The following is a 26,136-nucleotide window of genomic DNA, read 5'->3' as shown; positions in this document are numbered from 1 at the left end:
ATAATAGAAGTAGAGAAGGGAGTAATGAAGTTGTTAGAAATCGTATTAGTAATTTTAGGGGCAATCATTGTCTTCGGTATTTATACGTTCTTCATGGGAACACGTATGAAAAAATCAGTGACCACCTTATCACAAGAAGAATTTATTCAGGGGTACCGTAAAGCCCAGCTCATCGATGTACGTGAACCAAAAGAATTTGACGGCGGTCACATTTTGGGAGCTCGAAACATTCCCGCAAGTCAAATGCGTACTCGTATGAAAGAGATTCGCAAAGACAAGCCAGTCTATCTTTATTGCCAGAGTGGCGCAAGAAGTGCTCGTACAGCACTTAACCTAAAGAAAAAAGGCTATGAGCAAATCTACCAGTTAGATGGTGGTTTCCGCAAATGGACAGGAAAAATTAAAACAAAATCATAGATTCATGTAAAAAGGCTCGCCGACTGGCGAGCCTTTTAAATTATTTCGTATAGCGCAATACAGGTTTGCGAGCTGCTTTGGTCTCATCTAGACGACCAATCACTGTTGTGTGTGGTGCATTTTGGACCATTTCTGGATTTTCTTCTGTCTCTTTCGCAATTTGAATCAATGCATCACAGAAGGCATCAAGTGTTTCTTTCGACTCTGTTTCCGTTGGTTCAATCATCATACCTTCTTCCACGTTCAGTGGGAAGTAAATCGTTGGTGGATGGTACCCAAAGTCGAGCAGTCGTTTTGCCATATCCAGGGTGCGTACACCTAATTTCTTCTGACGGCGACCACTTAACACGAATTCGTGTTTACAATGACGGTTGTATGGGAGGTCGAAGTAAGGCTCCAAACGACGCATCATATAATTTGCATTGAGTACTGCATATTCTGTTACAGCTTTTAAGCCATCTGGCCCCATTGAACGGATGTACGTGTACGCACGAACGTTAATACCAAAGTTTCCGTAGAAAGGTTTTACACGCCCAATCGCTTGTGGACGATCATAGTCGAATGTATAGCTGTCGCCTTTTTTCACAAGTACTGGTGCTGGTAAGAATGGAATCAAATCTTTTTTCACACCAACTGGACCTGAACCTGGTCCACCCCCACCATGAGGGCCTGTAAATGTTTTATGCAAGTTTAAGTGAACACAGTCGAAGCCCATGTCCCCAGGTCGTGCTTTCGACATAACGGCATTTAGATTCGCCCCGTCATAATAAAGCTTTCCACCGACTCCATGAATGATGCTTGCCATCTCTAAGATGTGTTCTTCAAATAAACCAAGTGTATTTGGGTTTGTCAGCATAAGTGCCGCTGTGTCATCCCCTGCAACACGACGTAAGTCTTCTAAGTCAACAAGGCCATGTTCGTCGGATTTCACAGTAATAGTTTCGAAACCAGCCACTGTTGCTGACGCCGGGTTTGTTCCGTGTGCTGAGTCGGGAACAATGACTTTCGTTCGGTGATGGTCACCATTTGCCTCGTGGAAGGCACGAATCATCATAAGTGCTGTCCATTCTCCGTGTGCACCTGCTGCTGGTTGAAGGGTCACATCATCCATACCCGTGATTTCGATCAGATGCTCTTGAAGGTCATACATGAGCTCCATCGCACCTTGAACAGTTGACTCATCTTGTAACGGATGAATATTTGCAAAACCTGGGTAGCGTGCTGTGCTTTCATTAATTTTTGGGTTGTACTTCATCGTACAAGATCCAAGTGGGTAAAAGCCAGAATCCACCCCATGGTTACGATTTGATAAAGCCGTGTAGTGACGCATAATATCAAGTTCTGATACTTCAGGAAGTTCCGCTTCTGTTGTACGCTTCATTCCTTCTGGCAGAAGCTCATCTAGATTCACTTCCGGTACATCCAAATCCGACAGGCTATAGCCGATTCGGCCTTCCGTCGATAATTCAAAAATCAAGGGTTGGTTATCTTTATGCATAATAAGCCCCCATTTCTGCAACAAGTGCATCAATTTCTTCTTTCGTCCGTTGTTCTGTTACAGCAACGAGCACATGATTTTCTAACGATTTGTAATATGTGCCTAAGTGAAGTCCACCAATGATCTCTTTTTCAATCAGATGTTTGTTCAGACCTTCAAATGTGCCTGGTAATGCAACTACGATTTCATTGAAGTGTGCACCTTGGAAGACCACGTTAAATCCAGCTGCTTCGAACGCTTGTTTTGCATACGCAGTTTTTGCAATGTTCTGGATTGCCATTTCTTTCGTACCTTTTTTACCAAGTGCTGTCATTGCAACACTTGCAGCTAGTGCATTTAACGCTTGGTTCGAACAGATATTGGATGTCGCTTTGTCACGACGAATGTGCTGTTCGCGAGCTTGAAGTGTCAATACATACCCCCGTTGCCCTTGATCGTCTGTAGTTTCCCCGACAAGACGCCCTGGCACTTTACGCATTAATTTATTTGATACTGCAAAGTATCCACAGTGAGGACCACCAAACGCTTCGGAAATTCCGAATACTTGCGCATCACCTACCGTAATGTCTGCACCAAACTCACCTGGTGGTGTGAGTACACTTAGTGCGAGTGGATTGGATGAACTAACGAAAAGTGCACCGTGTGCATGTGTTACATCACTGATTTTCTGCATATCCTCTAACTGTCCAAAGAAGTTTGGATACTGTACCATCACAGCCGCAATATCATCTGACAATTGGCTTTCTAATGCTTTTAGGTCCGTTTTCCCATCTTTTAAGGGAACCGTTTCAACCGCAATGTTTTGACCATGTGCATACATTTTCACAACATCACGATATTCAGGGTGAACCGCATCTGAAATAAGGATTTTTTTACGACGTGTATGTCCCGCCGCTAAATTTCCTGCCTCTGCTAAAGCCGTTCCGCCATCATACATGGAGGAGTTGGCAATATCCATTCCTGTTAATTCACAGATCATTGTTTGGAATTCAAAGATGGCTTGTAATTCCCCTTGTGAAATTTCAGGCTGATACGGGGTATAAGCCGTATAGAACTCTGAACGAGAAATCACGTGATCGACAATCGTAGGTTTGAAGTGATCATAAACGCCAGCACCTAAGAAGGATGCATAGCGACGGCTATCTGCATTTTTCGCAGCCATCTTAGTTAACTCTTTTAAAAGTGCTGTTTCTGATTTAGCAGGTTTAATGTTGTATTCACCTTGGAAACGAACTTTTTCAGGAATGTCTGCAAAAAGCTCATCAATCGATGAAACTCCAATTGTATCTAACATGTCTTTCTGATCTTGCTCTGTCATCGGTAAGTAACGATGGTTGATCATGGACGATCGCTCCTTTTATTTTGCTCGTTTGTAAAATGGCGTAGGCACAACGACGGCGCGAAGACGTTTTCCGCGTAGTTCCACTTCTAGTTCTTGACCTATTTCGGTAAATTCATTAGAAAGTAACGCAAGCCCGATATTTTTCTTTAATGTAGGTGATTGTGTACCGGTTGTTACTTCTCCAATACGTTGACCTCCTATAAACACAGGGTATCCGTGACGAGGAATTCCTTTGTCTATCATTTCAATGCCGACAAGCTTGCGGGGTTGTCCTTTTTTCTCTATGGCTTCTTTTCCTATGAAACCATCTTTAGTCAGCTTTACTGCAAACCCGATTCCTGCCTCAAGAGGAGAAATATCTTTCGAAAGTTCTTGGCCATATAAAGGTAGACAAGCTTCAAAACGAAGTGTATCTCGTGCGCCAAGTCCAGCTGGAAGGAGGCCATCCGATTTACCAGCTTCAATTATCGCTTCCCATAGAGCAGGAAGATCTTCATTTTTTGCGTAAATCTCGAACCCGTCCTCTCCCGTGTATCCGGTACGAGAAATGAGCACGTCACGACCTGAGACTTGGCCTTGGACGAAGCGGAAGAACTTCACTTCTGTAAGGTCCGTTTCTGTCAATGTTTGGAGAATTTGTTGAGACAATGGTCCTTGTAAAGCAAGTAGTCCCCACTGGTCTGATTGATTGTCGATATGTACGTCACCTGTGACATGTCGGTTCATCCATTCTACATCTTTGTCGATGTTGGAAGCATTTACGACAAGCAGGTAATGATTTTCACCCATCATATAGACAAGTAAATCATCAACGGTTCCTCCATCTTCATAACACATGGCTGCATACATTGCACGACCTGGAACTAATTTGGAGATATCGTTGGTTACCAAGTTTTGAACGAATGCTTGGCTATCTGATCCTGTAATGAAGACTTCGCCCATATGAGAAACATCGAACAGGCCAGCTTTAGTACGTACGGCTTCGTGCTCTTCTTTGATGCTAGAGAATTGGACTGGTAAATCCCATCCTCCAAAATCAATCGTTTTCGCACCGTAACTTGCATAAAGGTCATATAAAGGTGTACGAAGCATAAATATCCTCCTTCAACTTTCTTAGTATTATGAATTTTGCGCATAAAAAAAGACAGAAACCCCTTTTGATGGGTCTCTGTCCGTTTACCTGAAAGTTTCAGCCAAAAGGCTTTTCTTCTTTGGTGGCTGATCTATATCAGCACTCTCCAGAGGTGCGTCCAGTACGAGTACTTTTGCCTGAGAGATTCATGACTATGCATTTGCTCCTTCGGCGACGTCAGAGACGTTCTCTCCCCGCACTTTCATCCGCTAGATATGTAGTTTCAATACCTACATCCTAACATTGTCTATTTGTAAACGCAATCTTTTTATTAAAATCATCATATACACGAACTATATGAAATAAAAAGATAAAATCATTCGGATTTAAGTCGATTAACTTGGAAGGCACAATACTCTGTAATTTGTTTCAATGTTTTACCTTCCGTTCGTACGGTGACATGCGCTGCTTTTTTGTAAAAGGGGAGCCTCCTTAGATAGAGGGCTTCGATTTCTTCACGTGTGCTTCGCTGAACGATTGGTCGGTTTTTATCTCGGTGGATTCGCATCCAAATATCTGGGAATGCCGCATTTAAAAAAAGGACCAGTCCTGTTGACCGCATGACTTTACGGTTCTCTTCTGAGATAGCGACCCCTCCCCCTGTTGAAATGATGCAATACTCATTTCGAAACTGTTTTAGAAACTGTGTCTCCAGTTCCCGAAAATAGGTTTCTCCATATGTTTCAAAAATCTCAGGAATGGTCATTCCCGTTTGTTTAACGATTTCTTTATCCATATCATAAAACGGGATTCGAAGTGCGAAACTCAATCGTTTTCCAATCGCTGTTTTACCACAACCCATAAATCCTACCAAATATACTTTTCTCATAAACTCACTCATTTACTCCACGTCGTTTTTATTAGTATACACTATCCAGTAGGCTGTGGCTTTTTGGTTGTAAACAATTTCTAAAGATTTATAATACGTTTGTTTGGTGAGTAAAGAAGAAGTCATTCCTCCAATAATGGTTGAAACGAGTAGGATCATTGTCAAAACAAATAATAAAATATATCCATCATTTGCTCGGAGCAATGTACATCACCCTCTCTATGACTTCTCCAGTTAAAAAATAGACTGTCATTCGAATTTGATCTGATGAACCTTGAATCTCACAGGACTGCACCTGTTGAAGGACGGGCTCATGACCGAGATTGTTTTTACGCTTTCGTATAATGGTTCCATACTTTTCGTAAATATAGGTACCGTCATTCGTCACAAGTCGAAGGATGCAACTATGGATCCCCCCATCTACTGTGGTAGATTGAGCCGCCGTGGATTCCAACTCCATCCAAAAGAGTTCATATTCGAGAGGGATGGTCGCATCCAGTTGTTTCTTCACCGGATGAAGCACACCAAGAAAAAACGCAATTCCAACAGAAGTTATAACTAAAAGTAAAAGCTGCAAATATAAATCCAGTAGAAAATAGCCTCTTTGATTAAGCAGTTTTAATCTCTGCATCGCGCATCCCGTGTTGGGGTATGTACACAGAACTCGCTTCCATCATACGTACTCCAATATCGAGTGTTTAAGACAACGATTTCTCCACTTGATGGCAGGCGCTTGATTAATTCATATTCTGCTAGAGCAAATGAATAGTTATCTAACGCCTTCTGGTGTGTTGAAAGTAGACCTGTCAGTAAAGGAGTGAGAATCATTGCCATGGAAATAAATGCACCGAATGCAGCAAGAGACTCTACTGTACTATAACCCTTCATATTCATAAGCGATCCTCCCTTTTCCAATGTGTACTTTGAAGTCCATTTCTTTACCTGACACTGTAAATAAGATGTTTCCGAACTGGCCAACATTGCCATTTGACAGGAAACTGATTTCAAATAACGTCGCTTTGTAACTGATGTCGATCGTTCGCGGAAACGGTACACGTTTAATTTCCTTCGTGCCAGCCATCAAAGCATAATAGCGATTTGCCCTACTTAATTTCACACTGACCACTTGTCTCGAAGAAATAGCAAGAGCTTGTGCCTGGAAAATGTCATGATGCAACTGATTGAAAAATTGCCTCTCCATCATTTCATGAGATATTTCTGCACTCATCCGAATTGGAATCACAAGTAAGGCACTGATAATCGTTAATGTTACAAGCACTTCAAGCAGGGTGAAACCAAGTTCTGACTTAACTTGCTTTCTCACTGACTACGCCATTTACATCAATTGTTAGCTCTTGACCACCAGGGCATACCAGCTTCTCTTCTTTAATAAAACCAGTCGTATTTAAAGAAAGTAATGTAGGTATTTCTTTAAATTCAAGTTTATAAGCTTCAATCTGCGCACTGACCATATTTATATAAGCATCGCATCCTTTTGAATCGATCGTAGCCGTATGCTTCGCTATATTTGGAATGGTCACCAACAGTAATACAGATATTATTAGCAATACAATCATCATTTCTACAAGTGTAAAACCTTTCTGATTTAACAACTTTTTCATATTTTCATCTCCTATACGGATATTAGATTATAAATCGGTAACATAATAGATAGATATGCGCTGATAACGAGTCCTCCTATCAAGAGGAATAGAACAGGTTGCGCGAGAGCAATTCCCACTTCTAGCCTCTTTTGAACAGCGTCTGCTTTTGATTGTTGATACAATGCGAGTTCTTCTGAGAGATAGCCATGTAACTCACTGTGTTCAATAAACCGAACGACATCTTTAGACATCCAGGCATTCAATTTCACTGCAGAAGAAAAATCCTCTCCTCGTTCGAGCCACTCCAGAAGTTCTGCGCACGCTAGCTTACAAAGCAGATGGTTGCCAGAGTGAATGAAACGTATCGAGTCTGCTAAATTTACTCCTCCAGATAACAATAAGCTTAGTTCTCTACTCATCTGCCAAGAAGTAATATTGTTTTGAAGCACTTTGATGAACAAAGCTTTTCTTGAAAACAGTAGCCACTTTACCGATTTTGTTCGGTATACCACATAAAAATAGAACCACCCTATGGCCAGAAGAATTAACGCCATAAGAATCAAATAAAATGGAAGAGAAAAAATCAATTTGATGCGTCCCACAGCAGCAGGATTGGATCGTTCTACTAAAGGTAAGAACATAGGCAGAAAATAGAGTTTAAAACCAACAAAAAGAGCAGTCATAAAGAACAACAGTCCGATGGGATAACTAAGTGTTGTGACTGCTTGTTTTCTCATGGTACGTTGTTTCTTTAATAAATCAGCCGTTTGATTTAGTACGACCGTCAAATGTCCATGAACTTCTGCCAAACGAATTGATTCGACCACTGTATCTGGATAGCCCATTATTTCAAATACATGGGATAAATTATGTCCCTCTTCAAAAAGGATGAAGAGCTTGGTTTGAATTTCCAATTCCATATAAAATGGGCACAAGACAACAATGGCATCTGGTAAAGAAAAGCCTTGTTCAAGAAGCGAGGCGAGTTTTTCAAGGAATTCTGCTTGGGAAGCTTTCGCAATCAATGGTTTTGAATAGCGTCCTCGTTTATCCACGGACAGCTCGCTCAATTTGAAATGCAAGACTTAGATGTGTTGGAATTACCGGGCGGACCCCTTGATGGATTGCTGCAATCATTGTAGCTATCGTATCGGTTTCAGCTATTTCATAGATGGCACCTAATTGTTCCTTACCTTTTCGGAGTAGTAGCCGCTGTGAGATAAATGCTCGACAAATTTGTCCAATCTCTTCTGCTGTAATGCCCAAATCCAGCAAACGAAATAACGCACCCGATGCATCTTTCGCATGGATAGTGGAAATGACGAGATGTCCTGTCAAAGCAGCTTCAACGGCTATTTTTGCCGTTTCTGCGTCGCGTATCTCTCCAATTAATATCACATCTGGAGAATGCCGCAAGATGGCTTTCAGTCCCGTCGCATAGGACAGGCCTGCCCGTTCATTGACTTGTACTTGCAGCAAGTAGCTCTGATTAATTTCAACAGGATCTTCAAGGGAAATGACATGACGCGATAATTCATGTGAACAATATTTCGTCATTGCGTACATAGTGGTGGATTTCCCAGAGCCTGTAGGTCCGATGACTAGAACAAGACCTTGTTTGGCACTGCTGATTTCTTTTAATAGAGAGGCGTGTTCTTGAAACAAGCTAATTTCTTCTAAAGGCACAATTAAATTAGGCTTGGCGATTCGGACCACCAAACTTTCTCTTTTGGAAATGGATAAAAGGGTAGAAACTCGGAAATGATAAACTTCTGAGAGAAGGAGCAATTGGAAAGCTCCGCTTTGGGGATTACGTTTATTCGTAATATCGAGAGAAGACAAATATTTAAGGTACGTGATCAGTCGGTCACCAAAAGCAAGTGGCAACACACCCGCATCAAACATTTGCTGTTGTTTACGAAATACAAGTTGGTATTCCGTATCATGTGGGATTAAATGAAGGTCGGACGCTTCAAATAAAACTGCTTTTTCTAAAATGGCTTTACTCTTTGTTTCCATTGGATTTATTTCAGACAAAGGATTCTCCTTTCTCCAGACCATTCGACCATCGCCTATCGAATGTTCTTTTAGTATACATGAAAAAAAGAAGCTGTCTAGCTTGTTTTTCGAATTATCAAACTCTTATTTCCGAGATACCTCTTCTAAATGTGTCAACATCTTGTCATTACATGAGGAGCCGATAGATTCTGTTTACTTTCCTCTACCTCATCTATTATAATAAATATGTGAAACGTCTGTCGTTAAAAGGAGGGACTTCAATTATGATGGGCAATATGTATAAAGTAATGGCTTTTTGGACAGGAATTTTTGCAGTGATGTTTTACATTGGTGATATGATGCCAGCTTCATTACTTATGCTAGCAAACACCGGGTTATTTCTTCTTCTAGGATTCTTGAACTTATCTGAACGTATGTATATGTATATCTTCGGTGCGTACCTCATGTTCTTCTTTGCAGGATTCACGTACTATGCATCTTTCATTCATGTACCAGGTGCAGGACATTAATCCAAAAACCAGTTTCCCTGTTTAGGGAAACTGGTTTTTTGATTAAAATCCATTTAAAAACGGGTTATGGTTCATCTCATCTTCTACTGATGTTTCAGGACCGTGCCCAGAATAGATAATCGTGTCTTCAGGAAGCGTGAGTAGCTTTTGTTCGATCATAGAGAGCAATAATCGCAGGTCGCCACCGATCAAATCTGTTCGACCGATGCTTCCTTGAAATAACGCGTCCCCACTTACGACAAATCCACCTTCTTCAAAATAGAAACTTAAACTTCCAGGTGAGTGACCCGGTGTTTCGAAAACTTTCATGGTGAAATCCCCAATAGAAAACTCACCTTCTCTCAGAGTTTCAGGTTCCACATCAACAGAGATGTTCGGAAGTTCTGCATATTTCCCTGAACCATTGAACATCGGTTCTTTTAACCATTCCACTTCTTTCTTGTGCATGTAAACGGGAACAGGATATAAACGAAGTATGTCCTCAAGTCCCATAATGTGATCAAAGTGAGCATGAGTAAGTAGGATAGCTTGTACTTTTAGACCCGCTTGTTCAATGACTTGTTTTACTCTTGTTGCTTCTCCACTTGGGTCAATGATCAAGGCCTGTTCTTTCGAACGGACCACATAGCAATTGGTTTGAATCGGACCCAGTGATAATCGTCGAATCGTTAACATATTTTCACCTCACTTCTTAGTTTACCTGAACGTTCAAACAATTGTCATGAATGTTACTCGACAAATACGCGAGAACAACGTAAAATAAAAGAGGAATATTTGATTGCGGCATTCATTTTCTAATGTCGGGAGGAGAGTCATTCATGAACTTATTAATCGTAATTTTTAGTCTAACGACAATCCTAGCTATCATTGGAACTTATCAAGCATTTAAAGAAAGAAACTTTTTAGGCGTCTTCTTTAATGCAGCGACTGTTCTTGTATTCGGATTCTTTTCAGTGGCAACGGTTATCTTCCAAGGATATCCACCAGGATTGCACTAATCATCCTTAGTGATGATCACAAGACGAGGGCTCACAATTTGTGAGCCCTCGTTTTTTTGTGTACAAAAAAGCCTCTGCAAACGCAGAGGCCTTCCCTTATTCGTCTGTTGTATTTGTTTCTTCGATTAGAAGTTGTCCTGTCTGACGGTTATAGAAACGGAGCAAATCACCGTTGATCAACTGATCCGAATAATTTAATTCTTGGTTAGTCTTAGAGATTTCTTCATCACATAGTGTGCGTTCAATTTCTTCACCAGTAGTTGCATCGTAACATGTATTTTTTGTAAACAACACTTCTTCTGTAACAAAGCCACCATCACGGAAAATCACTTTCTGCTCACGGTCTTCCGCAAAGATGTCAGTTCCTAATTGAATATCTTTTGAAGTGTCAATACCCGCCATATGCAAGATTGTAGGACGCAAATCTACTTGGCCTGTAAGATCCGTGCGTTCTCCCCCCAGTCCACTATCTGGAATATGGATGAAGAGTGGAACTTCTTGTAACTTCGCCGAAACGAATGGTGTGACCTCCTTGCCTAAATACTGTTCCATCGCTTTATTATGGTTGTCGGAAATTCCGTAGTGATCTCCATACATAACGATGATGGAATCTTCATATAATCCCTGTTCTTTTAACTCGTCGAAGAATACACGTAACGATTCATCCATATAACGAACAGTCTGGAAGTAACGATTCAGTGTTCCTGAATTCGATGTATATTCCGGAATGAGTTTATCTTCTTCATCTAACGTAAATGGATAGTGATTCGTTAAGGTAATCATACGTGTAAAGAAAGGTTGTTCTTCTCTTTTCAGAATCTCAGCTGACTGTTCAAAAAACGGAATATCTTTCATTCCCCAGTTAACAGCTTGTCCTTCTTCAACAGTATAGCTATCGATATCATAGAAAGTATCAACACCGAGGGACTGATACATCATATCTCGGTTCCAAAAACTCTTGTTGTTCGCATGCATGACTGATGTGTGGTATCCATTTTCACCTAAACGTTCAGAAAGAGAATTAAATGTGTTTCCTGCATGTGTAAAGAAAACAGCCCCTCCCCCCAGTGGATACAAGGAGTTCTCTACAATAAATTCGGAATCGGATGTTTTACCTAGTCCTGTTTGATGATAAAAGTTTGAGAAGTACATCGTGTCTTTATCTTGCGTCAACTCATTAAGGAAAGGTGTAATAACTTCTCCGTTCATATCTTCATTGATCACAAAATTTTGCAAGGATTCCATAGAGATAACGATAATATTTTTATCTTTTGCAACGCCTTGTAGAGGCGTTGTATTCTCTACATGGTTCGAGCGAACATAGTTGTTCACTTCAACTAATTCACTACCATCTGCAAACGCTCGTTGTGCTTGAGATTTGGATTGTACATAGACATCATATAGATGATAGTTGTATGTTCCAATATTTTTCACAAGCATTTCACGGTCAAAACTACGCGTCAACAACTGTGGACGTTGAATCTCCGCAAGTCCGAGATTCAAGAAAAAGATAGCAGCCGCAAAGACGAAATATGCTTTACGGTGGATTGGTTTACGCACCACTTGCTCTTGATGTTTCGACAAATACCGTGCAAAAATAAATAGTAAGATGACATCTATAAAATAAAACACATCCGTAAAGTAAATACTATTTGAGGCTGAAGATCCAAGATCACCAAAGTTACTTGTTTGGAACAATACAGGCAACGTAATAAAGTCCGTAAAGAATCGGTAGAACACGACATTTGCATAGAGGATCATTGCAAGAATCGTGCTTCCCCCTAAAATAAATCGCTTAGATGTTTTTTCTTTTGAGAAAAAGAGTGAAATACCAAAGAATAATAAGATAAAACTTAATGGGTTGATAAACAAAATAATATGCTGCATGATGTTTTCTATTTTCATGTTAAAACTCATGTGATAAACAATAAATGTTTTTATCCAAGTCAATACTACTGCAGCGAATAGTAAAGAATGCGTAGACCATTTTTTCATGGCCATACCCTCCTTTAAAATTGTATGCGCTTCGCATACTTTACAAAATCTATACATAACATAAACATGATACCCTCATTTAGACGAGTATATGCCTATTTAGTTTCAAATTTACTAGAATCGATAAAAAAGTCATAGAAAAACGAAAAATTTTAGTTGTTTTTTGTGAACTCTGATTTCCGTTTTCGTAAAATTAAAATTGCTTTTAAATAGTCATTTGCATCGATAACTCCAGATGTTTTTAACTCATTTAATTCAAATTCCATCAATTCAATGTCTGCAACTGCATCTTTTGTGTAGATAAAGATGCCATATCTTTTTAATAATTGTAAAACATCATAAAACGTATCCATTGCAATCTCCTTAAGGCCTAATCAATTCAGTCTCCGTCACAATAAGTTGGACAGGTATATCATGGGTTTCTATTTGATCATGAAATAATACTTGCTCATTGAATGCAAGTAAGATGGTGGGCACTTGACAGTCCATCAGAAAACGATCATAAAAACCACCACCGAATCCGATGCGATATCCATTCTGATCAACTATAACTCCAGGCACTAGAATATGCGTAAACTGTTCTTTTGTAACCACTCTGTTTGAATCTGCGACAGGCTCTTGTATCCCTTTGTAACCCTCCGTCACATCTTCCCACGAATGGATTTGGTAAAATGTCATTTCTTTTGTATTCGGGTTGGATACGGGAGCTGCTACCGGTATATCATGTTTCCAAAAATATTCGATAAGGGCTCGCGTATCGGGTTCAGGAAAGCGAGAAATCGTACAACCCACCATATGCGTGGTTGTAAAGGAAATCGTTAAGAGAAGTCGTTCATGTAACCTTGAACTTCTTCGCTGATAATCTTCTTGTGTCATCAGTTGTAACGTTTCAAGCACTTGTTGCCTTAACTGCCGTTTCATTCCAATCCCCCTTAGAATTAAAGACACTCACCTGGCTAAATCGTCAGATGAGTGAATAAAGATATCTCTTGGAGTAAAAAAACCAAAATCCGAGCGGGGATTTTGGTTTAACGGTCATTATTTCGTTTCACGGTGAAGAGTCATTTTCTTTTCACGAGAGCAATATTTTTTAAGCTCCAAACGCTCTGGATTGTTACGTTTGTTCTTCTTAGAAATATAGTTACGCTCTCCACAATCTGTGCATGCAAGAGTAATATTAACGCGCATAGTAGTCCCTCCCACTCTATAAAGGATGTATTAAAATCATTTTGAGCTGATTTATACGACTTACCTATTATATCACAATGAAATATAAAATCTAGTCATTTTCACTAAATTATTTTGATGAACTCTTGTTTTACTCTAAAGGAAAACCAGTGCATTCTCTATTGGTTCCATAGAGTCTGCACTGGATTGAAATAATTTTAGTTTAAATCAATGTGCTTTCCTTTGCGAAGGTACAGCAATTGCTCTGCCATGTTCGTTGCATGATCTGCTGAACGCTCTAAGTAGCGACAGATAAAGGCAAGTTGTGTGATTTGTGGAAGCTGGTCTGGACTTGATACACCAGACCCTAACAAGTCACGAATCAGTTCACCGTACATTTTATCAATTTCGTCATCGAGCTTCGCAATAGTTTGCGCTTGTTCAACATCTTCTGCGATAAATGCATCTAATGTCAGACGTAAGATAGACACGGTTTTGTCTTTCATCTCTTGAATTTTAGGCAATTGAGTTAAATGCTCTTGTGAACCGATGCGTTCCGTCTCTTTCGCAATGTTGACTGCATAGTCCCCGACTCGCTCCATATCTCCAGCAATCTTCACTAAGACCATTAATCGTCGCAAATCTGTAGCAACAGGTTGCTGTCTAGCTATCGTTAAAATGACCGCATCATTAATTTCTTCCTCGAGTTTATTAATCTCCGCATCTGCTTCTTTAATTTTACTCGCCAGCGCGACATCATGATTTGCAAGTGCATCTACAGATTCACTAAGACGTTCAATTGAAAGTTGACTCATATGAATGAGCTTTTGGTGTAAATTCTTTAATTCGTTATCAAACATTTCTCTTACTACCATGTGAATAGCCCCCTTAGCCGAATCGACCTGAAATATAATCTTCTGTACGTTGATCAGATGGATTTGAGAAAATCACATTTGTCTCATCGTATTCAACAACTTCCCCGTTTAAGAAAAATGCTGTCTTGTCTGAAATTCGTCCTGCTTGTTGCATGTTATGCGTGACGATGATGATTGAGTAATCTTTCTTTAATTCCTGCACCAATTCTTCTACTTTTAAAGTACTGATCGGATCTAGGGCAGAAGTAGGCTCGTCCATCAAGATGACATCTGGTTCGATTGCTAGTGCACGTGCAATACAGATTCGTTGTTGTTGACCACCCGACAAGCTGTAAGCATTTGTAGATAGACGATCTTTTACTTCATCCCAGATCGCTGCGCCACGTAAACTTTTCTCGACAATTTCATCTAAGATTTTCTTGTTTTTAATACCGTGGATACGTGGACCATAGGCAATGTTGTCATAGATCGATTTCGGGAATGGGTTTGGTTTTTGAAATACCATTCCAACCTTCGTACGTAGTTCTTCAACTGTGTAATCCTTATCAAAAATGTTGCGACCGCGGTAGTGAATTTCTCCAGATGTTTTTACACCTTGTGTTAATTCCACCATACGATTTAGCGTTTTTATATACGTCGATTTCCCACATCCAGATGGACCGATAATCGCTGTCACTTCATTTTCGTAAATTGGCAAATCAATATTTTTCAAAGCGTGATTCGTGCCGTACCAAAGATTCAAACCTTTTGTATCATAGACAATTTGAGTTGTTTCAGGCTTTTTATCAATTTGTTGTACCATGTGTAGTCTCCCCTTTTCCGATGCGTCTAGTAACGCTTCTGGAATTTATTACGTATTAATACAGCCACAGAGTTCATTAACAATAGAACAGACATCAAAACAATGATCCCGGCAGAAGCAACGTTTTGGAAGTCCGCTTGTGGACGCTTCGCCCAGTCATAGATCTGCATAGGAAGTGCGGTAAATGTATCGAACACACCACTCGGCAAGAACTGAATAATGACGGGAACTCCAATGACGACTAGTGGAGCTGTTTCTCCAATTGCTCGAGATAACGCAAGAATTGAACCTGTTAAAATCCCCGGTATTGCACTTGGCAATACGACGCGTGTAATCGTCTGCCACTTTGTAGCTCCCATTCCATAAGAAGCTGCTCGCACTTCACTAGGAACAGCACGGATAGCTTCTTGAGATGCCACAATAATCACCGGTAGTATTAAAAGACTCATTGTAAATCCAGCTGCTAATACACTATTTCCAAGCGCAAGCGCACGAACGAAAATCGTTAAACCAAGTAAACCGAATACAACAGAAGGTACGCCGGCTAAATTTGAAATATTGACTCGAATAAAATCATTGATTTTGTTTTTCTTGGCATACTCTTCTAGATAGATTGCACTACCGATACCTAAGAACATCGAAACAGGTGCGACAACAGCCATCAACCAAATCGATCCAATTAAAGCCGCTTTAATACCAGCTTTTTCTGGGAAGCGTGAGGCAAAGTTGTTGAAGAAATCCCAAGAGAGATAGCCGATTCCTTGAGATAAAATTCGATAAAATAGCACAGCAAGCGTCATAAGAGCGAGTATTGTCGCAAATAAGAAGATGCCTTTGAAGATAAGATTGACGATTTTACGTGAATTCATCTTTTTCATCACGGCTTCATTGTTCATATAGCGCATATCAATACTCCTCTCTGAAACGTTTTGAAATTCGTTGTGCTAACAAGTTCATCACTAGTGTGAACAAGAACAATGTAAACCCAACTGCGTAAATGGAATAATAGATTGTTGTGCCATACCCAGCATCACCTGTTGCTACTTGCACAATGTAAGCTGTCATGGTTTGAATACTGTCTGTGAATTGACCATCAAATCGAGGCGTTGACCCTGCTGCTAGAGATACAATCATTGTCTCTCCAATTGCGCGTGACATCGCTAATACAATCGATGCTAAAATTCCAGACAGGGCAGCTGGAAGAACAATCTTCAGTGCCACTTCAAGACGAGTTGATCCCATTCCAAGTGCACCTTCACGAATGCTGTTCGGTACTGCGCTCATCGCATCTTCAGATAAAGAAGCAATCATTGGAATAATCATGATACCCACTACGATTCCAGGGCTGATTGCATTGAAGATCTTCAGTTCAGGAATAAACTGCTGAAGCACTGGAGTAACAAATGTTAATGCAAAGTAGCCATATACGATTGTTGGTACACCCGCAAGTACTTCTAGAATTGGCTTAATAATTCTTCTAGCAGTATCACTTGCATATTCACTTAAGTAGATAGCTGCCGATAGACCAAGTGGCACTGCTACAATTACTGCTATGAATGTTACTTTTAAAGTACCAACAATGAGGGGCAATATCCCAAATCGCGCTTCTGTATTGGAGAATGGTAACCACTCTGTACCAAATAAGAAAGAGAAGAAAGGTACTTCTGTAAAGAAGATAAATGTTTCAACTATTAGTGTAAATACAATACCTAATGTAGTTAGTACAGAGATTGCTGCAATGATGAAAAGGACAACCGGTATTGTTTTTTCAAGTGTTTTCCGGTTTCGCTTTGTTCCTGCGTTTGCAATCATCTCTTGAACAGATGGACGTTGCTCAGCCATCGTGATCCCCCTTTTCCAACTAGACGGAAGAAAAGAGTAGCAAGACGCTACTCTTGTTCTTCACGTATAAACAGTGATTATTTTAAAGCTTCAAGTGCTTCCATATCTGCGTCATACTCTTCTTGTGGTGCAGATACATACCCAACAGCCTCAGCCATTTCTCCTGCATTTTCAATCACATATTTCATAAAGTCATATACTGCTGGATTTTCAGCAATAGCTGCGTTGCTCACATATGTGTAGAGTGGGCGTGATAGTGGTGAATATTCACCAGATTCAATTGTTTCGTTGTTTGGCTCAATGCCCTCAATGCTCACTGCAGAAATTGTATCTTGGTTCGCTAGGTAGTGCGCATACCCGAAGAATCCAATTGCATTGACGTCACCTTGTACACCTTGTACAAGTATGTTATCGTCTTCAGAAAGAGTTGCAGCTGAAACCATGTCAGCATCTTCTAAGATAACTTCATTGAAGTAATCGTAAGTACCTGAGTCTGTACCAGGTGAATAGAACACGATTTCTTCTTCAGGCCATTCAGGGTTGATATCTGACCACATTTTTGTTGTGCCATCTTCTACCCAAATCTTCTTCAAGTCTTCTACAGTTAAATCAGATGCCCAGTCATTTTCACTGTTTACTACTACCGTTAATCCGTCATAAGCAAGTAGGAATTCTGTAAAGTCAATTCCTGCTGCTTCTAATTCTGCTGCTTCTTCTTCTTTGATTGGACGAGATGCGTTTGAGAAGTCTGTAGTTCCTGCGATAAATTTCTCAAATCCTCCACCTGTTCCTGATACACCAACTGTTACTTGTACTTCACTTTGTGCAGAATATTCTTCAACTAGTGCTTCTAGGATTGGCGCTACTGTTGATGAACCATCTCCTACTACTGAACCTTCAACGACTGCTTCTTCACTACCAGTATCTGTTGTATCTGTACCTTCTGCTGATTCCGAAGCTTCGTCTCCACACGCTCCTAAAATAAGTGCAGATCCAAGCATTGCTGTTCCCATAAAGTATTTCCAGTTCTTCATCAGGTGTGTCCCCCTACAGAGTTTGTTTTTTCTTACATTGCTAACTATACAAGGACTTTATTGAGCCTTTATGAAAGCAATGTAAAGGTTTTGTAAACGCAAAAACAGCTACCCGGAGGCAGCTGTCTAATTATTGTTCATCTTCTTCATCGACTTGTAGTTGGTTTAAAGAAGGTTTGATAGTAGGATGTAAATCTTCTTCAATCTGTTCCGCTCTACGTTTCTCCAGAATCTCAAAATAGGCATCGACAAGTTCCCTCGTAAGGGGAGTTGAACTATTCGTTGTGTAGTCATCTCGGGTTGACGCCCATGGAATGAGGGTCGAATAGGCTATACTCGGGTTATCAAATGGAGCAAATCCTACATGTGTGAGTGTCACAGTTTCAAACATGCGCTTTCGGACAGGATCGTAGGCGAATGTTTCTGCCGTTCCAGTTTTTCCAGCACCATTATATTTAAAACCATTGAAAGCTCCGCGTGCCGTTCCCTGGGAGCCTTGATACACTCGGCGCATCCCTTCGCGTACGTGATTGATCTCACGCTGCGTGTTCTCCAACACATTTAACACTTGCGGTTTTACTTCCATAGAAAGCGCACCAAGGCGTTCACCGCTTTCTGAAGGTTCACGGATTTCTTTGACAACATGAGGTTTTAATCGCTTTCCACCATTCGCAATAGTTGAAATAAATTGTGTCAACTGAAGCGGTGTATAGGTATCATACTGGCCGATACTTAAGTCAAGAAGTTTTCCTGCTGAATCTTGCGTGGGATCACTATAACCGGCAACTTCTCCAGGGAGATCAATACCAGTCGGTACCCCTAGCCCAAGTTGGGCATACCCGTTACGAAGTTTATCAAACGCATCAAAATTAAAATTCACACTTTCTCTCGGTTGATAGGTCTCGCCTGCCAATGTAAAGGCTGTTTTAAACATATATACGTTTGAAGACCGCTCTAGGGCTGTTAAGTCATTCATTGGAATTCGACCTGATCGGTTAAATACAGATGACTTCGGTCGATCTTGTGCGATAAAGATAGGTTCATCTACTTTAGAATCTCCTACATTGATGGCATTTTCACGGTACCCCGTTAATAGTGTTCCGGCTTTCACTGTCGAACCGGCCTCATATGCTGTTGTAAATGTGCCGAACGCATAATCATCCACAATATAGCTACCTGTCTCTGGATCACGTGCAAATTCCTGAGTCTCTGCATCCCGACGAAGGATTTTACCGACCATCGCGATAATCTCCCCTGTGTTGGGGTCCATGAGCGTGAAGAACATTCGGTCGAGGTGTTGCGTACCTACATCTCGTTTCATTTCTAGAAGCCGGTTTGTGACGACCTCTTCTAGTCGAGCTTGTACTTCGGTATCGATGGAAAGGACAATATCTTTTCCAGGATCTCCTTCATATACGGTTTGTGTATCGATAACTCGCCCTTTTCCATCTGTGATGTTCTTTACAACAGATTTTTGACCTTGAAGAATTTCTTCATACTGCTGTTCCACATAACTTCGACCTACTCGATCATTGCGTGAATAGTCGCGAGCTAGATAGTGATTTAACGAAGACCTCGGAATTCCTTCCTTAGGTAGCGTAGTCGTTCCAAGAATGGCTAAATTCGAATTCCGAACCCTTCTCCAGTCCGTTGTCGTATTGACCCCTTTTAACTCACCAAGACGTTCAGAAACACGTGCAAATTCCTCGGCTGTAACATCTTCACCCTTAATAATCTGAGGAGATAATGCATAACCTGATGCCATCTCACGGTAAATGGCAATGATCTCTCGGTCTTCTTTTGAAAAACTGTCTAAGTCTTCTTGTGGAATCGCCTCACGAATTAACCGGTTAATCTGAGAGGTTTTTTCTGAATTTGTAAGTTCATCATTATCTTGTATCGCTTTTCGCTCTTCTTCGGAAACATTCACATAGATATTCTCGCTGTTCTTACGTAACCAATAATCCTGAAGATCACTTTTCGTGATGCTTTTGTCGTCTTTCTCAATCAACAGAGCCAGTTGTTCAGCAATTGTCCACATTTCTTCTGCTTTGGTTGTTTGCATTTTCGTGTATGTAATTGCTCGTTCTGCTTTGTTATCGACTAAGATTCGACCTTCCGTATCAAAAATACGACCTCTCGGTACGCTCGTATTTACGGGGACTTCTTCTGTACGCGCTAGTAAACTTGTATACTCCTCGCCTTTAACAATCTGGAGATATCCAAGGCGGAAGATTAACATCGTAAATAAAATAAATATCGTTAAGAATAGGACATTCATTCGGAAAGTTAAATGAGCGCGTTGTTTCGCTTTGCTCGTTCTTGTTCGTTGTGTCGTTATTTTTTTCATCACGTGCACCTCGCCCTTAAGTATAACACGACAGAAGGAGAAGTTTAGTTCCCTGATATGAACAATTTGAATCAAAAAATCCTGCAGAAGACTCTGCAGGATCTGATTTAAACTTATTTTGCTGAAGCGTAACGTTGAGACACTTCATCCCAGTTAACAACATTCCAGAAAGAAGAAATGTAATCTGGACGACGGTTTTGATAGTTTAAGTAGTACGCATGCTCCCAAACGTCAAGACCAAGAAGTGGCGTTTTACCTTCCATGATTGGAGAGTCTTGGTTTGGAGTAGAAGACACTTCTAATTCTCCATTTGATACAGAAAGCCATGCCCAACCTGAACCGAATCGAGTTGTAGCAGCTTTTGCAAATTCTTCTTTAAATGCATCAAAGCTTCCAAACTTGCTGTCGATTGCTTCTGCTAATTCGCCAGTTGGTTGTCCTCCACCATTAGGTGATAGGATTTCCCAGAATAAAGAGTGGTTTGCGTGACCGCCACCGTTGTTACGAACAGCCGTACGGATATCTTCCGGAACTGCATCTAGGTTCGCAATTAACTCTTCCACAGATTTAGAAGAAAGATCTGCGTGACCTTCTAAAGCGTTGTTCACATTCGTGATATACGTATTGTGGTGTTTCGTGTGGTGAATGTTCATCGTTTCTTTGTCGATATGTGGTTCTAGTGCGTCATACTCATAAGGTAATTTTGGTAATTCAAATGCCATTGTCATTTCCTCCTAAGGTACTAGTAGTTTATCCACTATTTACATTAGCAAAGAAGACAATGGCAATCAAATAAAAACTATTTAATTTTTCATATTTCAGGCTAAAGTCTGAAGTTAGATAAAGAAAAAGAAAATGATAATCATGATGACAAACAAGATTGCTTTCACAATACTGGATGTAATCAGACCGACAAACGATCCAATTCCTGCTCGGAACGCATCTTTAGGCTTTTTCCGGCTGATAAGAAGTTCAGCGAGAAATGCCCCAAGGAACGGACCAAGAATGATTCCTGCAACAGGAATTACAAATGGTCCAATAAGCAAACCAATCGTACTTCCGTAGAGCCCAGGCTTTGTTCCTCCGAATCGTTTGACACTTGCTGCGTTTGCTAGCATGTCTGCACTGAAAATCAGAACAACAAATAAGATTTGGATGACCCAAAATAACCAAGTGAGTTCATTAAAGCTGAAGAACACCCCATATAGGATATATCCTAGCACTAAGAAAACCACAGAAGGAATAATCGGATACACTAGACCGACAAATGCAACTGCAAAGCTGAGTCCGATGAGGATCCACGCAAGAATCTCCATTATACACGCTTCCCTAAAACAGCTTCAGCGATGTTCACAGAGTGATCGCCTATACGCTCTAAGTTACTTAGGATATCAACAAACATAATCCCTGCCTGACCTGTACAACGGCCTTCATTTAAACGATTAATATGATTTTTACGGAATTTGCGTTCCATCTTATCGATAATGTTTTCTTGTTCTGCCACTTCACGTGCAATTTCAGCCGAGTTCTCATCAAGAGCTTTCATTGCTTTCATTACCGTATCAATGGTCAACTCGAACATCTCAGATACGTCCTCAATTGCATCATCTGTTAGAACCAGTTTATGGGACTCTTGATACTGAATCAATTCAATGATGTTCTCGAAGTGATCTCCAATGCGCTCAATGTCACGTACCGTGTTCATCAACATATTGTGACGCGTTGAATCTTGCGGTGATAGCGACTGAGACGAAATCTTCACTAAATAATCAGTGATTTTGTGATCTAAGTTATTTAATGCTTCTTCAATTTGTAACGTTAACTCCGCATCACGTTTCGTCCGATTTTTTAAATAGCTATATGTTAATTCTAATCCTTGAACACTCATGTTCCCCATGCGCAGAATTTCTTCTTTCGCTTGACCTATGGCAATGGAAGGAGATTGTTCAATAAAGTTTTCATCCAAATGTTTTGGTTTATATTCAATAGAAAGTTCTTCACCTGGAATCAATTTGGTTACAAGATATGCCCATACACCAATTAGTGGGAACTGTATGATCGTATTGGCTACATTAAATGAACCATGGGCAAAAGCAATTTGCATTTTTTCTTCAAGACCTAAAATACCAGTGAGCCATGAAACATAGGCTTCAAATGGCACTAAGAAAAGCAAGAAAATCATTGTTCCTACTAAATTAAAGAGGACGTGAACAGCCGCTGCACGACGGGCAACAATAGATGCACCAAGAGAAGCAAGAACAGCAGTAATAGTCGTACCAATGTTATCTCCAAATAGAACTGGTAGCGCTGCATCAAGTGTTACTAAATTTTCAGCATATAGCTGCTGCAAAATTCCGATTGTTGCACTTGAACTTTGAACAATGACTGTAAAGACAACACCAGCGACGACACCTAGTATAGAGTTAGTACTCATCTCAAGTGTTAGATCGGTAAAGGCTTGCACTTCACGAAGCGGTTTCATCCCGTCTCCCATGAGCTCTAACCCTAGGAAAAGTCCACCGAATCCAAAAATAACTTCCCCAATATTATGAATACGTACATTTTTAAAGAAGAAAATAGCAAATGCACCAAGCGCCATAATTGGCAATGCATAAGCCCCAACGTCAAATCCAATAATAAAGGCTGTGACAGTCGTTCCGATATTGGCACCCATAATGACCCCAATCGCTTGACGAAGTGTCATAAAGCCAGCACTTACAAGTCCTACGACGAGAACTGTAGTTCCTGATGATGACTGAATTAGGATGGTAACAATAATCCCGACCAGTACACCCATAAACGGATTCGTAGTAAAACGGTCCAAAATATCACGAAGCTTATCACCAGCTGACTTTTGAAGGCCCTCTCCCATAAATTTTATTGAAAATAAGAAAATACCTAACCCACCAAAGAATGTGAACAGCATTTCCTGCCAGTTTAATTCCACGTAAAGGTCAACTCCCATACAATTTTTTCACACGTCACCTATTATGCTTAAAGTATAAACGTATTGTAAAGAGAAATCATTGTAAATTTACAATATCTTAATATTTGTTTGTCGGATTTTCATCATGCTACAATACATAGCGAAAGGAAGCGTCGTTTATGTCCCATTTACAGATTTTTAAAAATAGCCTGATCTCCAGTAAAAAACACGCTGCATTCCGCTTGATGCCGATGGGTAAAACAATGCAGTATATTTTTTTCTTTATTCTTTTATTTACGATTCTTGGTTTCTATCAATTTGCAAATGGTATTGGCGAGAGTGCAGCGCAATTAGAAGGTGTACTCGACTATTTTAATGAAATCAGTTGGCTGCTATACCCTTTTGCATTTTTATTTTTATTAGTCGTGCAGACACTTGTTATTTTTCTTACTTTGAGCGTAATCGCAGCTGCAGGTTTCTTCATTGCACCTTTACTAAAACGGCGAGCAGATTATCGGTTTTTATGGCGTACAACTCTTTTTGCCAATACGTGGTCTTTTTTAATTCAGGTAGTCAGTTACTTTCTATTTCCGAGTATGACATATATCACCTGGCTAACCTATATGTTAACGTTCGTTTTGGTCTGCCTTGCGTTACGTTACTATCCTAAACTTCAAAAATAGTCATAGAGTCTGCCTCCTTGCATATATTGCTGCAAGGAGGTTTTCTTATGCGATTTGTACTGGCATCATTTTTTATCTGTTTATTACTATATGGCATTAAAGCAGACTGGATCACATCATCCCCCCCTGCTACATCCACCTGCCAAAATAAAGAAGAGTACTCTCTCTCATCATCTGCACCTGATGTCTCACTCGAAAGCTTGTATAATGAAAGAGAAGTACCCTTAACGTATCCGGAGTGGTTACATCTAGTGGAACAACTTAACCCACCAAGCAACCTCTCTTCATCCTTTATCGTTTATCCAGTATGGGACTCTGCCTGCTGAATAAGCTTCCTTCTTGTCTTTCCATCTGGTACATTGGTAGAATGAAGTGAAGCGCAACAATAAAAGGAGCGAAAAAAATGTCTGAAATGATCCATCGTTCAAATACACGTCCTGTACGTGTCGGAGATATAACAATTGGTGGAAGCAATGAGTTATTTATTCAAAGTATGACCACTACAAAAACACATGATGTCGAAGCAACGGTCGCAGAAATCCTACGATTAGAAGAAGCAGGTTGCCAAGTGGTTCGTGTGGCTTGTCCGGACGAGCGTGCAGCTTATTCAATCGGAGCAATAAAAGAGCGAATCAATATTCCTCTCGTTGTCGACATCCATTTTGATTATAAATTAGCTTTAATAGCCATCGAACAAGGAGCGGATAAAATCCGTATCAATCCAGGAAATATTGGTCGTCGTGAAAAAGTGGAAGCTGTCGTAAATGCGGCTAAAGCAAAAGGCATTCCCATTCGAATTGGAGTAAATGCCGGTTCACTTGAGCGAAAAATATTAGAAAAATATGGCTATCCTACTGCTGAAGGTATGGTAGAAAGTGCTTTACATCATATCAAAATTCTTGAAGACTTAGATTTTCATGACATCATCGTTTCCATGAAGGCTTCGGATGTCAATCTAGCAATTGAAGCTTACCGTTTAGCCTCGAAGGCATTTGATTATCCTCTTCATTTAGGAATTACCGAGTCAGGTACCCTGTTCGCCGGCTCAATCAAAAGTGCTGCAGGTCTAGGAACACTTCTCAGCATGGGGATCGGAAACACTCTTCGAGTATCTCTCTCCGCTGACCCAGTTGAAGAAGTAAAAGTGGCGCGGGAATTATTAAAAGTCTTCGGTCTTTCTTCAAATGCAGCGACTCTTATTTCATGTCCTACTTGCGGACGTATTGAGATTGACTTGATTACCATTGCAAATGAAGTAGAAGAATACATTTCCACAATCAAAGCTCCAATTAAAGTAGCTGTGCTAGGCTGTGCAGTAAACGGTCCTGGTGAAGCACGTGAAGCAGATATTGGAATCGCTGGGGCTCGTGGGGAGGGTCTTCTCTTCCGCAAAGGGAAAACTGTGCGTAAAGTGCCAGAAGAAACGATGGTTGAGGAGTTAAAAATCGAAATTGATAAAATTGCAGCGGAATATTTCGCAAAACAAGAAGAAGAAAAGCAAAACGCAGAACGGCTGGAAGCGTAATGGCTCGGTTCGGCATTGATATTGATGGCACTGTAACAAGCCCGACTTCCCTTCTTCCTCATATCAATAAAGCGTTTCAAACGGAACTGGTTTTAGATGACATCAAAGAATATGATCTAACTGCAGCCTTTCCAGTGGAAAGCGAACGTTTCTATCGTTGGTTCAAAGAACAGGAGTCTGTGATTTATGCTTCTTCTCCCATCCAAGAACATGCCAAACGTGTTTTAGATGAATGGAAACAGTATCATGAACTATATTTTATTTCTGCTCGAGGCGAAAACGTTTCGGACGTGACCCTTCAGTGGTTTTTAGAACAAGAGCTCCACTACGATCACATTGAACTCATTGGTAGTCATAATAAAGTCGAAACAGCGCGAACGCATAATGTTCAGGCTTTCTTTGAAGATAAACATGACAATGCGGTGGAAATTGGAGAAGAACTTGATATTCCTGTCTTGCTCTTCGATACTCCGTATAATCGTCAACCTGTACCAAAACAAGTTATACGTGTTCACAACTGGAGAGAAGCAGACGAATGGATTCGTCATCACTTTCCAATAAAATAAGACTTGGCCACTGGCCAAGTCTT

At 40.4% G+C, this 26,136-nt stretch carries 32 protein-coding genes and 1 riboswitch; of the genes, 7 read left to right on the top strand and 25 right to left on the bottom strand.

Annotated elements, in window-relative coordinates:
- Nucleotides 1–24 precede the first annotated feature (24 nt).
- Nucleotides 25–417, top strand: a complete 393-nt coding sequence (locus tag ACFO0S_RS13960) for a rhodanese-like domain-containing protein (protein WP_378142705.1) — start codon at nt 25–27, stop codon at nt 415–417.
- A gap of 40 nt (nt 418–457) precedes the next feature.
- Here the strand turns inward: ACFO0S_RS13960 and gcvPB are convergent, their stop codons facing one another.
- The 11 genes from gcvPB to comGA form a co-directional block, all read right to left on the bottom strand.
- Nucleotides 458–1,915 carry an aminomethyl-transferring glycine dehydrogenase subunit GcvPB gene (gcvPB, locus tag ACFO0S_RS13955; protein WP_378142704.1) on the bottom strand — a complete coding sequence of 486 codons (1,458 nt, stop codon included), beginning with the start codon at nt 1,913–1,915 and terminating at the stop codon, nt 458–460.
- Nucleotides 1,908–3,254, bottom strand: coding sequence for an aminomethyl-transferring glycine dehydrogenase subunit GcvPA (gcvPA, locus tag ACFO0S_RS13950; RefSeq protein WP_378142800.1), 1,347 nt, complete (start codon nt 3,252–3,254; stop codon nt 1,908–1,910). Before gcvPA ends, gcvPB begins: the two co-directional genes overlap by 8 nt.
- 18 nt (nt 3,255–3,272) lie before the next feature.
- Complete coding sequence (gene gcvT / locus ACFO0S_RS13945) at nt 3,273–4,349, bottom strand: glycine cleavage system aminomethyltransferase GcvT (protein WP_378142703.1); 1,077 nt, start codon at nt 4,347–4,349, stop codon at nt 3,273–3,275.
- A 155-nt stretch (nt 4,350–4,504) separates the two neighbouring features.
- Nucleotides 4,505–4,595: riboswitch (glycine riboswitch) on the bottom strand.
- A 110-nt stretch (nt 4,596–4,705) separates the two neighbouring features.
- Nucleotides 4,706–5,218: a shikimate kinase gene (locus ACFO0S_RS13940; protein ID WP_378142702.1), complete on the bottom strand. Its 513-nt coding sequence runs from the start codon at nt 5,216–5,218 to the stop codon at nt 4,706–4,708.
- Between the two features lie 12 nt (nt 5,219–5,230).
- On the bottom strand, nt 5,231–5,422 hold the full coding sequence (locus tag ACFO0S_RS13935) for a hypothetical protein (RefSeq protein ID WP_378142701.1): 192 nt from the start codon (nt 5,420–5,422) through the stop codon (nt 5,231–5,233).
- Complete coding sequence (locus tag ACFO0S_RS13930; protein WP_378142700.1) at nt 5,406–5,849, bottom strand: competence type IV pilus minor pilin ComGF; 444 nt, start codon at nt 5,847–5,849, stop codon at nt 5,406–5,408. The genes ACFO0S_RS13935 and ACFO0S_RS13930 overlap by 17 nt, the downstream gene beginning before the upstream one ends.
- Nucleotides 5,837–6,112: a hypothetical protein gene (locus tag ACFO0S_RS13925; RefSeq protein WP_378142699.1), complete on the bottom strand. Its 276-nt coding sequence runs from the start codon at nt 6,110–6,112 to the stop codon at nt 5,837–5,839. Before ACFO0S_RS13925 ends, ACFO0S_RS13930 begins: the two co-directional genes overlap by 13 nt.
- Nucleotides 6,093–6,542 carry a competence type IV pilus minor pilin ComGD gene (comGD, locus tag ACFO0S_RS13920; RefSeq protein WP_378142698.1) on the bottom strand — a complete coding sequence of 150 codons (450 nt, stop codon included), beginning with the start codon at nt 6,540–6,542 and terminating at the stop codon, nt 6,093–6,095. The genes ACFO0S_RS13925 and comGD overlap by 20 nt, the downstream gene beginning before the upstream one ends.
- Nucleotides 6,526–6,840: a competence type IV pilus major pilin ComGC gene (gene comGC, locus ACFO0S_RS13915; RefSeq protein WP_378142697.1), complete on the bottom strand. Its 315-nt coding sequence runs from the start codon at nt 6,838–6,840 to the stop codon at nt 6,526–6,528. Before comGC ends, comGD begins: the two co-directional genes overlap by 17 nt.
- Nucleotides 6,841–6,851: 11 nt before the next feature.
- Nucleotides 6,852–7,877, bottom strand: a complete 1,026-nt coding sequence (locus ACFO0S_RS13910; protein ID WP_378142696.1) for a type II secretion system F family protein — start codon at nt 7,875–7,877, stop codon at nt 6,852–6,854.
- Nucleotides 7,870–8,859, bottom strand: a complete 990-nt coding sequence (comGA, locus tag ACFO0S_RS13905) for a competence type IV pilus ATPase ComGA (protein WP_378142695.1) — start codon at nt 8,857–8,859, stop codon at nt 7,870–7,872. The genes ACFO0S_RS13910 and comGA overlap by 8 nt, the downstream gene beginning before the upstream one ends.
- A 248-nt stretch (nt 8,860–9,107) precedes the next feature.
- Between comGA and ACFO0S_RS13900 the strand changes: the two genes are divergently transcribed.
- Nucleotides 9,108–9,350 (top strand): DUF2626 family protein, encoded by a 243-nt coding sequence (locus tag ACFO0S_RS13900; RefSeq protein WP_378142799.1) that lies wholly within the window; start codon nt 9,108–9,110, stop codon nt 9,348–9,350.
- Nucleotides 9,351–9,392: 42 nt separating this feature from the next.
- Here ACFO0S_RS13900 and ACFO0S_RS13895 read toward each other — a convergent pair whose 3' ends face one another.
- Entirely contained in the window at nt 9,393–10,025 is a 633-nt protein-coding gene (locus ACFO0S_RS13895) for an MBL fold metallo-hydrolase (RefSeq protein WP_378142694.1), read from the bottom strand.
- 143 nt (nt 10,026–10,168) lie between these two features.
- Between ACFO0S_RS13895 and ACFO0S_RS13890 the strand changes: the two genes are divergently transcribed.
- Nucleotides 10,169–10,348: a DUF2759 domain-containing protein gene (locus ACFO0S_RS13890; RefSeq protein WP_378142693.1), complete on the top strand. Its 180-nt coding sequence runs from the start codon at nt 10,169–10,171 to the stop codon at nt 10,346–10,348.
- A 96-nt stretch (nt 10,349–10,444) separates the two neighbouring features.
- On the opposite strand, the gene ACFO0S_RS13885 is transcribed toward ACFO0S_RS13890, so the two are convergent.
- The 13 genes from ACFO0S_RS13885 to ACFO0S_RS13825 all read right to left on the bottom strand — a co-directional run bounded on the left by ACFO0S_RS13885 (nt 10,445) and on the right by ACFO0S_RS13825 (nt 23,360).
- Entirely contained in the window at nt 10,445–12,349 is a 1,905-nt protein-coding gene (locus tag ACFO0S_RS13885; protein ID WP_378142692.1) for an LTA synthase family protein, read from the bottom strand.
- Nucleotides 12,350–12,495: 146 nt separating this feature from the next.
- Nucleotides 12,496–12,696, bottom strand: a complete 201-nt coding sequence (locus tag ACFO0S_RS13880) for a YqgQ family protein (RefSeq protein WP_378142691.1) — start codon at nt 12,694–12,696, stop codon at nt 12,496–12,498.
- Nucleotides 12,697–12,706: 10 nt separating this feature from the next.
- Nucleotides 12,707–13,264 carry a 5-formyltetrahydrofolate cyclo-ligase gene (locus ACFO0S_RS13875; protein ID WP_378142690.1) on the bottom strand — a complete coding sequence of 186 codons (558 nt, stop codon included), beginning with the start codon at nt 13,262–13,264 and terminating at the stop codon, nt 12,707–12,709.
- A 117-nt stretch (nt 13,265–13,381) separates the two neighbouring features.
- On the bottom strand, nt 13,382–13,531 hold the full coding sequence (gene rpmG, locus ACFO0S_RS13870; RefSeq protein WP_053588882.1) for a 50S ribosomal protein L33: 150 nt from the start codon (nt 13,529–13,531) through the stop codon (nt 13,382–13,384).
- Between the two features lie 197 nt (nt 13,532–13,728).
- Nucleotides 13,729–14,385 (bottom strand): phosphate signaling complex protein PhoU, encoded by a 657-nt coding sequence (gene phoU / locus ACFO0S_RS13865; RefSeq protein ID WP_204589337.1) that lies wholly within the window; start codon nt 14,383–14,385, stop codon nt 13,729–13,731.
- Nucleotides 14,386–14,398: 13 nt separating this feature from the next.
- A complete protein-coding gene (pstB, locus tag ACFO0S_RS13860; RefSeq protein WP_204589338.1) occupies nt 14,399–15,187 on the bottom strand; it encodes a phosphate ABC transporter ATP-binding protein PstB in 789 nt (262 codons plus the stop codon).
- Nucleotides 15,188–15,213: 26 nt separating this feature from the next.
- Nucleotides 15,214–16,092 (bottom strand): phosphate ABC transporter permease PstA, encoded by an 879-nt coding sequence (gene pstA / locus ACFO0S_RS13855; RefSeq protein ID WP_378142689.1) that lies wholly within the window; start codon nt 16,090–16,092, stop codon nt 15,214–15,216.
- Nucleotide 16,093: 1 nt separating this feature from the next.
- Nucleotides 16,094–17,029 carry a phosphate ABC transporter permease subunit PstC gene (gene pstC / locus ACFO0S_RS13850; RefSeq protein ID WP_378142688.1) on the bottom strand — a complete coding sequence of 312 codons (936 nt, stop codon included), beginning with the start codon at nt 17,027–17,029 and terminating at the stop codon, nt 16,094–16,096.
- Nucleotides 17,030–17,106: 77 nt separating this feature from the next.
- Entirely contained in the window at nt 17,107–18,063 is a 957-nt protein-coding gene (locus ACFO0S_RS13845; RefSeq protein ID WP_378142687.1) for a PstS family phosphate ABC transporter substrate-binding protein, read from the bottom strand.
- A 130-nt stretch (nt 18,064–18,193) separates the two neighbouring features.
- Complete coding sequence (locus ACFO0S_RS13840) at nt 18,194–20,413, bottom strand: peptidoglycan D,D-transpeptidase FtsI family protein (protein WP_378142686.1); 2,220 nt, start codon at nt 20,411–20,413, stop codon at nt 18,194–18,196.
- Between the two features lie 113 nt (nt 20,414–20,526).
- Complete coding sequence (locus ACFO0S_RS13835) at nt 20,527–21,135, bottom strand: superoxide dismutase (protein ID WP_378142685.1); 609 nt, start codon at nt 21,133–21,135, stop codon at nt 20,527–20,529.
- 114 nt (nt 21,136–21,249) lie between these two features.
- Nucleotides 21,250–21,729, bottom strand: a complete 480-nt coding sequence (locus ACFO0S_RS13830) for a DUF456 domain-containing protein (RefSeq protein ID WP_378142684.1) — start codon at nt 21,727–21,729, stop codon at nt 21,250–21,252.
- On the bottom strand, nt 21,729–23,360 hold the full coding sequence (locus tag ACFO0S_RS13825; protein WP_378142683.1) for a Na/Pi cotransporter family protein: 1,632 nt from the start codon (nt 23,358–23,360) through the stop codon (nt 21,729–21,731). Before ACFO0S_RS13825 ends, ACFO0S_RS13830 begins: the two co-directional genes overlap by 1 nt.
- A gap of 158 nt (nt 23,361–23,518) precedes the next feature.
- Between ACFO0S_RS13825 and ACFO0S_RS13820 the strand changes: the two genes are divergently transcribed.
- The 4 genes from ACFO0S_RS13820 (at nt 23,519) to ACFO0S_RS13805 (ending at nt 26,113) form a co-directional block, all read left to right on the top strand.
- Nucleotides 23,519–24,022 carry a DUF1189 family protein gene (locus ACFO0S_RS13820; RefSeq protein WP_378142682.1) on the top strand — a complete coding sequence of 168 codons (504 nt, stop codon included), beginning with the start codon at nt 23,519–23,521 and terminating at the stop codon, nt 24,020–24,022.
- 47 nt (nt 24,023–24,069) lie between these two features.
- A complete protein-coding gene (locus ACFO0S_RS13815) occupies nt 24,070–24,348 on the top strand; it encodes a hypothetical protein (RefSeq protein ID WP_378142681.1) in 279 nt (92 codons plus the stop codon).
- Between the two features lie 77 nt (nt 24,349–24,425).
- Nucleotides 24,426–25,547 (top strand): flavodoxin-dependent (E)-4-hydroxy-3-methylbut-2-enyl-diphosphate synthase, encoded by a 1,122-nt coding sequence (ispG, locus tag ACFO0S_RS13810; protein WP_378142680.1) that lies wholly within the window; start codon nt 24,426–24,428, stop codon nt 25,545–25,547.
- The gene (locus tag ACFO0S_RS13805) at nt 25,547–26,113 is read left to right on the top strand and encodes a 5' nucleotidase, NT5C type (protein WP_378142679.1); all 567 of its coding nucleotides are present in this window, start codon (nt 25,547–25,549) and stop codon (nt 26,111–26,113) included. The genes ispG and ACFO0S_RS13805 overlap by 1 nt, the downstream gene beginning before the upstream one ends.
- Nucleotides 26,114–26,136 lie beyond the last annotated feature (23 nt).

Origin of the sequence: Chryseomicrobium palamuruense, assembly GCF_042649045.1 — a bacterium.
Classification (GTDB): Bacteria; Bacillota; Bacilli; order Bacillales_A; family Planococcaceae; genus Chryseomicrobium; species Chryseomicrobium palamuruense.
The sequence above is the reverse complement of the archived record's forward strand: the minus strand, read 5'-3'. Positions and strand labels throughout refer to the sequence as shown.

Excerpts from the sequence above, each read along its gene's own strand:
- ACFO0S_RS13960 (WP_378142705.1), top strand. The coding sequence starts at position 25 with ATGAAGTTGTTAGAAATCGTATTAGTAATTTTAGGGGCAATCATTGTC.
- gcvPB (WP_378142704.1), bottom strand. The coding sequence starts at position 1,915 with ATGCATAAAGATAACCAACCCTTGATTTTTGAATTATCGACGGAAGGC.
- gcvT (WP_378142703.1), bottom strand. The coding sequence starts at position 4,349 with ATGCTTCGTACACCTTTATATGACCTTTATGCAAGTTACGGTGCGAAA.
- ACFO0S_RS13940 (WP_378142702.1), bottom strand. The coding sequence starts at position 5,218 with ATGAGAAAAGTATATTTGGTAGGATTTATGGGTTGTGGTAAAACAGCG.
- ACFO0S_RS13930 (WP_378142700.1), bottom strand. The coding sequence starts at position 5,849 with ATGCAGAGATTAAAACTGCTTAATCAAAGAGGCTATTTTCTACTGGAT.
- ACFO0S_RS13925 (WP_378142699.1), bottom strand. The coding sequence starts at position 6,112 with ATGAATATGAAGGGTTATAGTACAGTAGAGTCTCTTGCTGCATTCGGT.
- comGC (WP_378142697.1), bottom strand. The coding sequence starts at position 6,840 with ATGAAAAAGTTGTTAAATCAGAAAGGTTTTACACTTGTAGAAATGATG.
- ACFO0S_RS13900 (WP_378142799.1), top strand. The coding sequence starts at position 9,108 with ATGGGCAATATGTATAAAGTAATGGCTTTTTGGACAGGAATTTTTGCA.
- ACFO0S_RS13895 (WP_378142694.1), bottom strand. The coding sequence starts at position 10,025 with ATGTTAACGATTCGACGATTATCACTGGGTCCGATTCAAACCAATTGC.
- ACFO0S_RS13890 (WP_378142693.1), top strand. The coding sequence starts at position 10,169 with ATGAACTTATTAATCGTAATTTTTAGTCTAACGACAATCCTAGCTATC.
- ACFO0S_RS13885 (WP_378142692.1), bottom strand. The coding sequence starts at position 12,349 with ATGGCCATGAAAAAATGGTCTACGCATTCTTTACTATTCGCTGCAGTA.
- ACFO0S_RS13880 (WP_378142691.1), bottom strand. The coding sequence starts at position 12,696 with ATGGATACGTTTTATGATGTTTTACAATTATTAAAAAGATATGGCATC.
- ACFO0S_RS13875 (WP_378142690.1), bottom strand. The coding sequence starts at position 13,264 with ATGAAACGGCAGTTAAGGCAACAAGTGCTTGAAACGTTACAACTGATG.
- rpmG (WP_053588882.1), bottom strand. The coding sequence starts at position 13,531 with ATGCGCGTTAATATTACTCTTGCATGCACAGATTGTGGAGAGCGTAAC.
- phoU (WP_204589337.1), bottom strand. The coding sequence starts at position 14,385 with ATGGTAGTAAGAGAAATGTTTGATAACGAATTAAAGAATTTACACCAA.
- pstB (WP_204589338.1), bottom strand. The coding sequence starts at position 15,187 with ATGGTACAACAAATTGATAAAAAGCCTGAAACAACTCAAATTGTCTAT.
- pstA (WP_378142689.1), bottom strand. The coding sequence starts at position 16,092 with ATGCGCTATATGAACAATGAAGCCGTGATGAAAAAGATGAATTCACGT.
- pstC (WP_378142688.1), bottom strand. The coding sequence starts at position 17,029 with ATGGCTGAGCAACGTCCATCTGTTCAAGAGATGATTGCAAACGCAGGA.
- ACFO0S_RS13845 (WP_378142687.1), bottom strand. The coding sequence starts at position 18,063 with ATGAAGAACTGGAAATACTTTATGGGAACAGCAATGCTTGGATCTGCA.
- ACFO0S_RS13840 (WP_378142686.1), bottom strand. The coding sequence starts at position 20,413 with ATGAAAAAAATAACGACACAACGAACAAGAACGAGCAAAGCGAAACAA.
- ACFO0S_RS13835 (WP_378142685.1), bottom strand. The coding sequence starts at position 21,135 with ATGGCATTTGAATTACCAAAATTACCTTATGAGTATGACGCACTAGAA.
- ACFO0S_RS13830 (WP_378142684.1), bottom strand. The coding sequence starts at position 21,729 with ATGGAGATTCTTGCGTGGATCCTCATCGGACTCAGCTTTGCAGTTGCA.
- ACFO0S_RS13820 (WP_378142682.1), top strand. The coding sequence starts at position 23,519 with ATGTCCCATTTACAGATTTTTAAAAATAGCCTGATCTCCAGTAAAAAA.
- ACFO0S_RS13815 (WP_378142681.1), top strand. The coding sequence starts at position 24,070 with ATGCGATTTGTACTGGCATCATTTTTTATCTGTTTATTACTATATGGC.
- ispG (WP_378142680.1), top strand. The coding sequence starts at position 24,426 with ATGTCTGAAATGATCCATCGTTCAAATACACGTCCTGTACGTGTCGGA.
- ACFO0S_RS13805 (WP_378142679.1), top strand. The coding sequence starts at position 25,547 with ATGGCTCGGTTCGGCATTGATATTGATGGCACTGTAACAAGCCCGACT.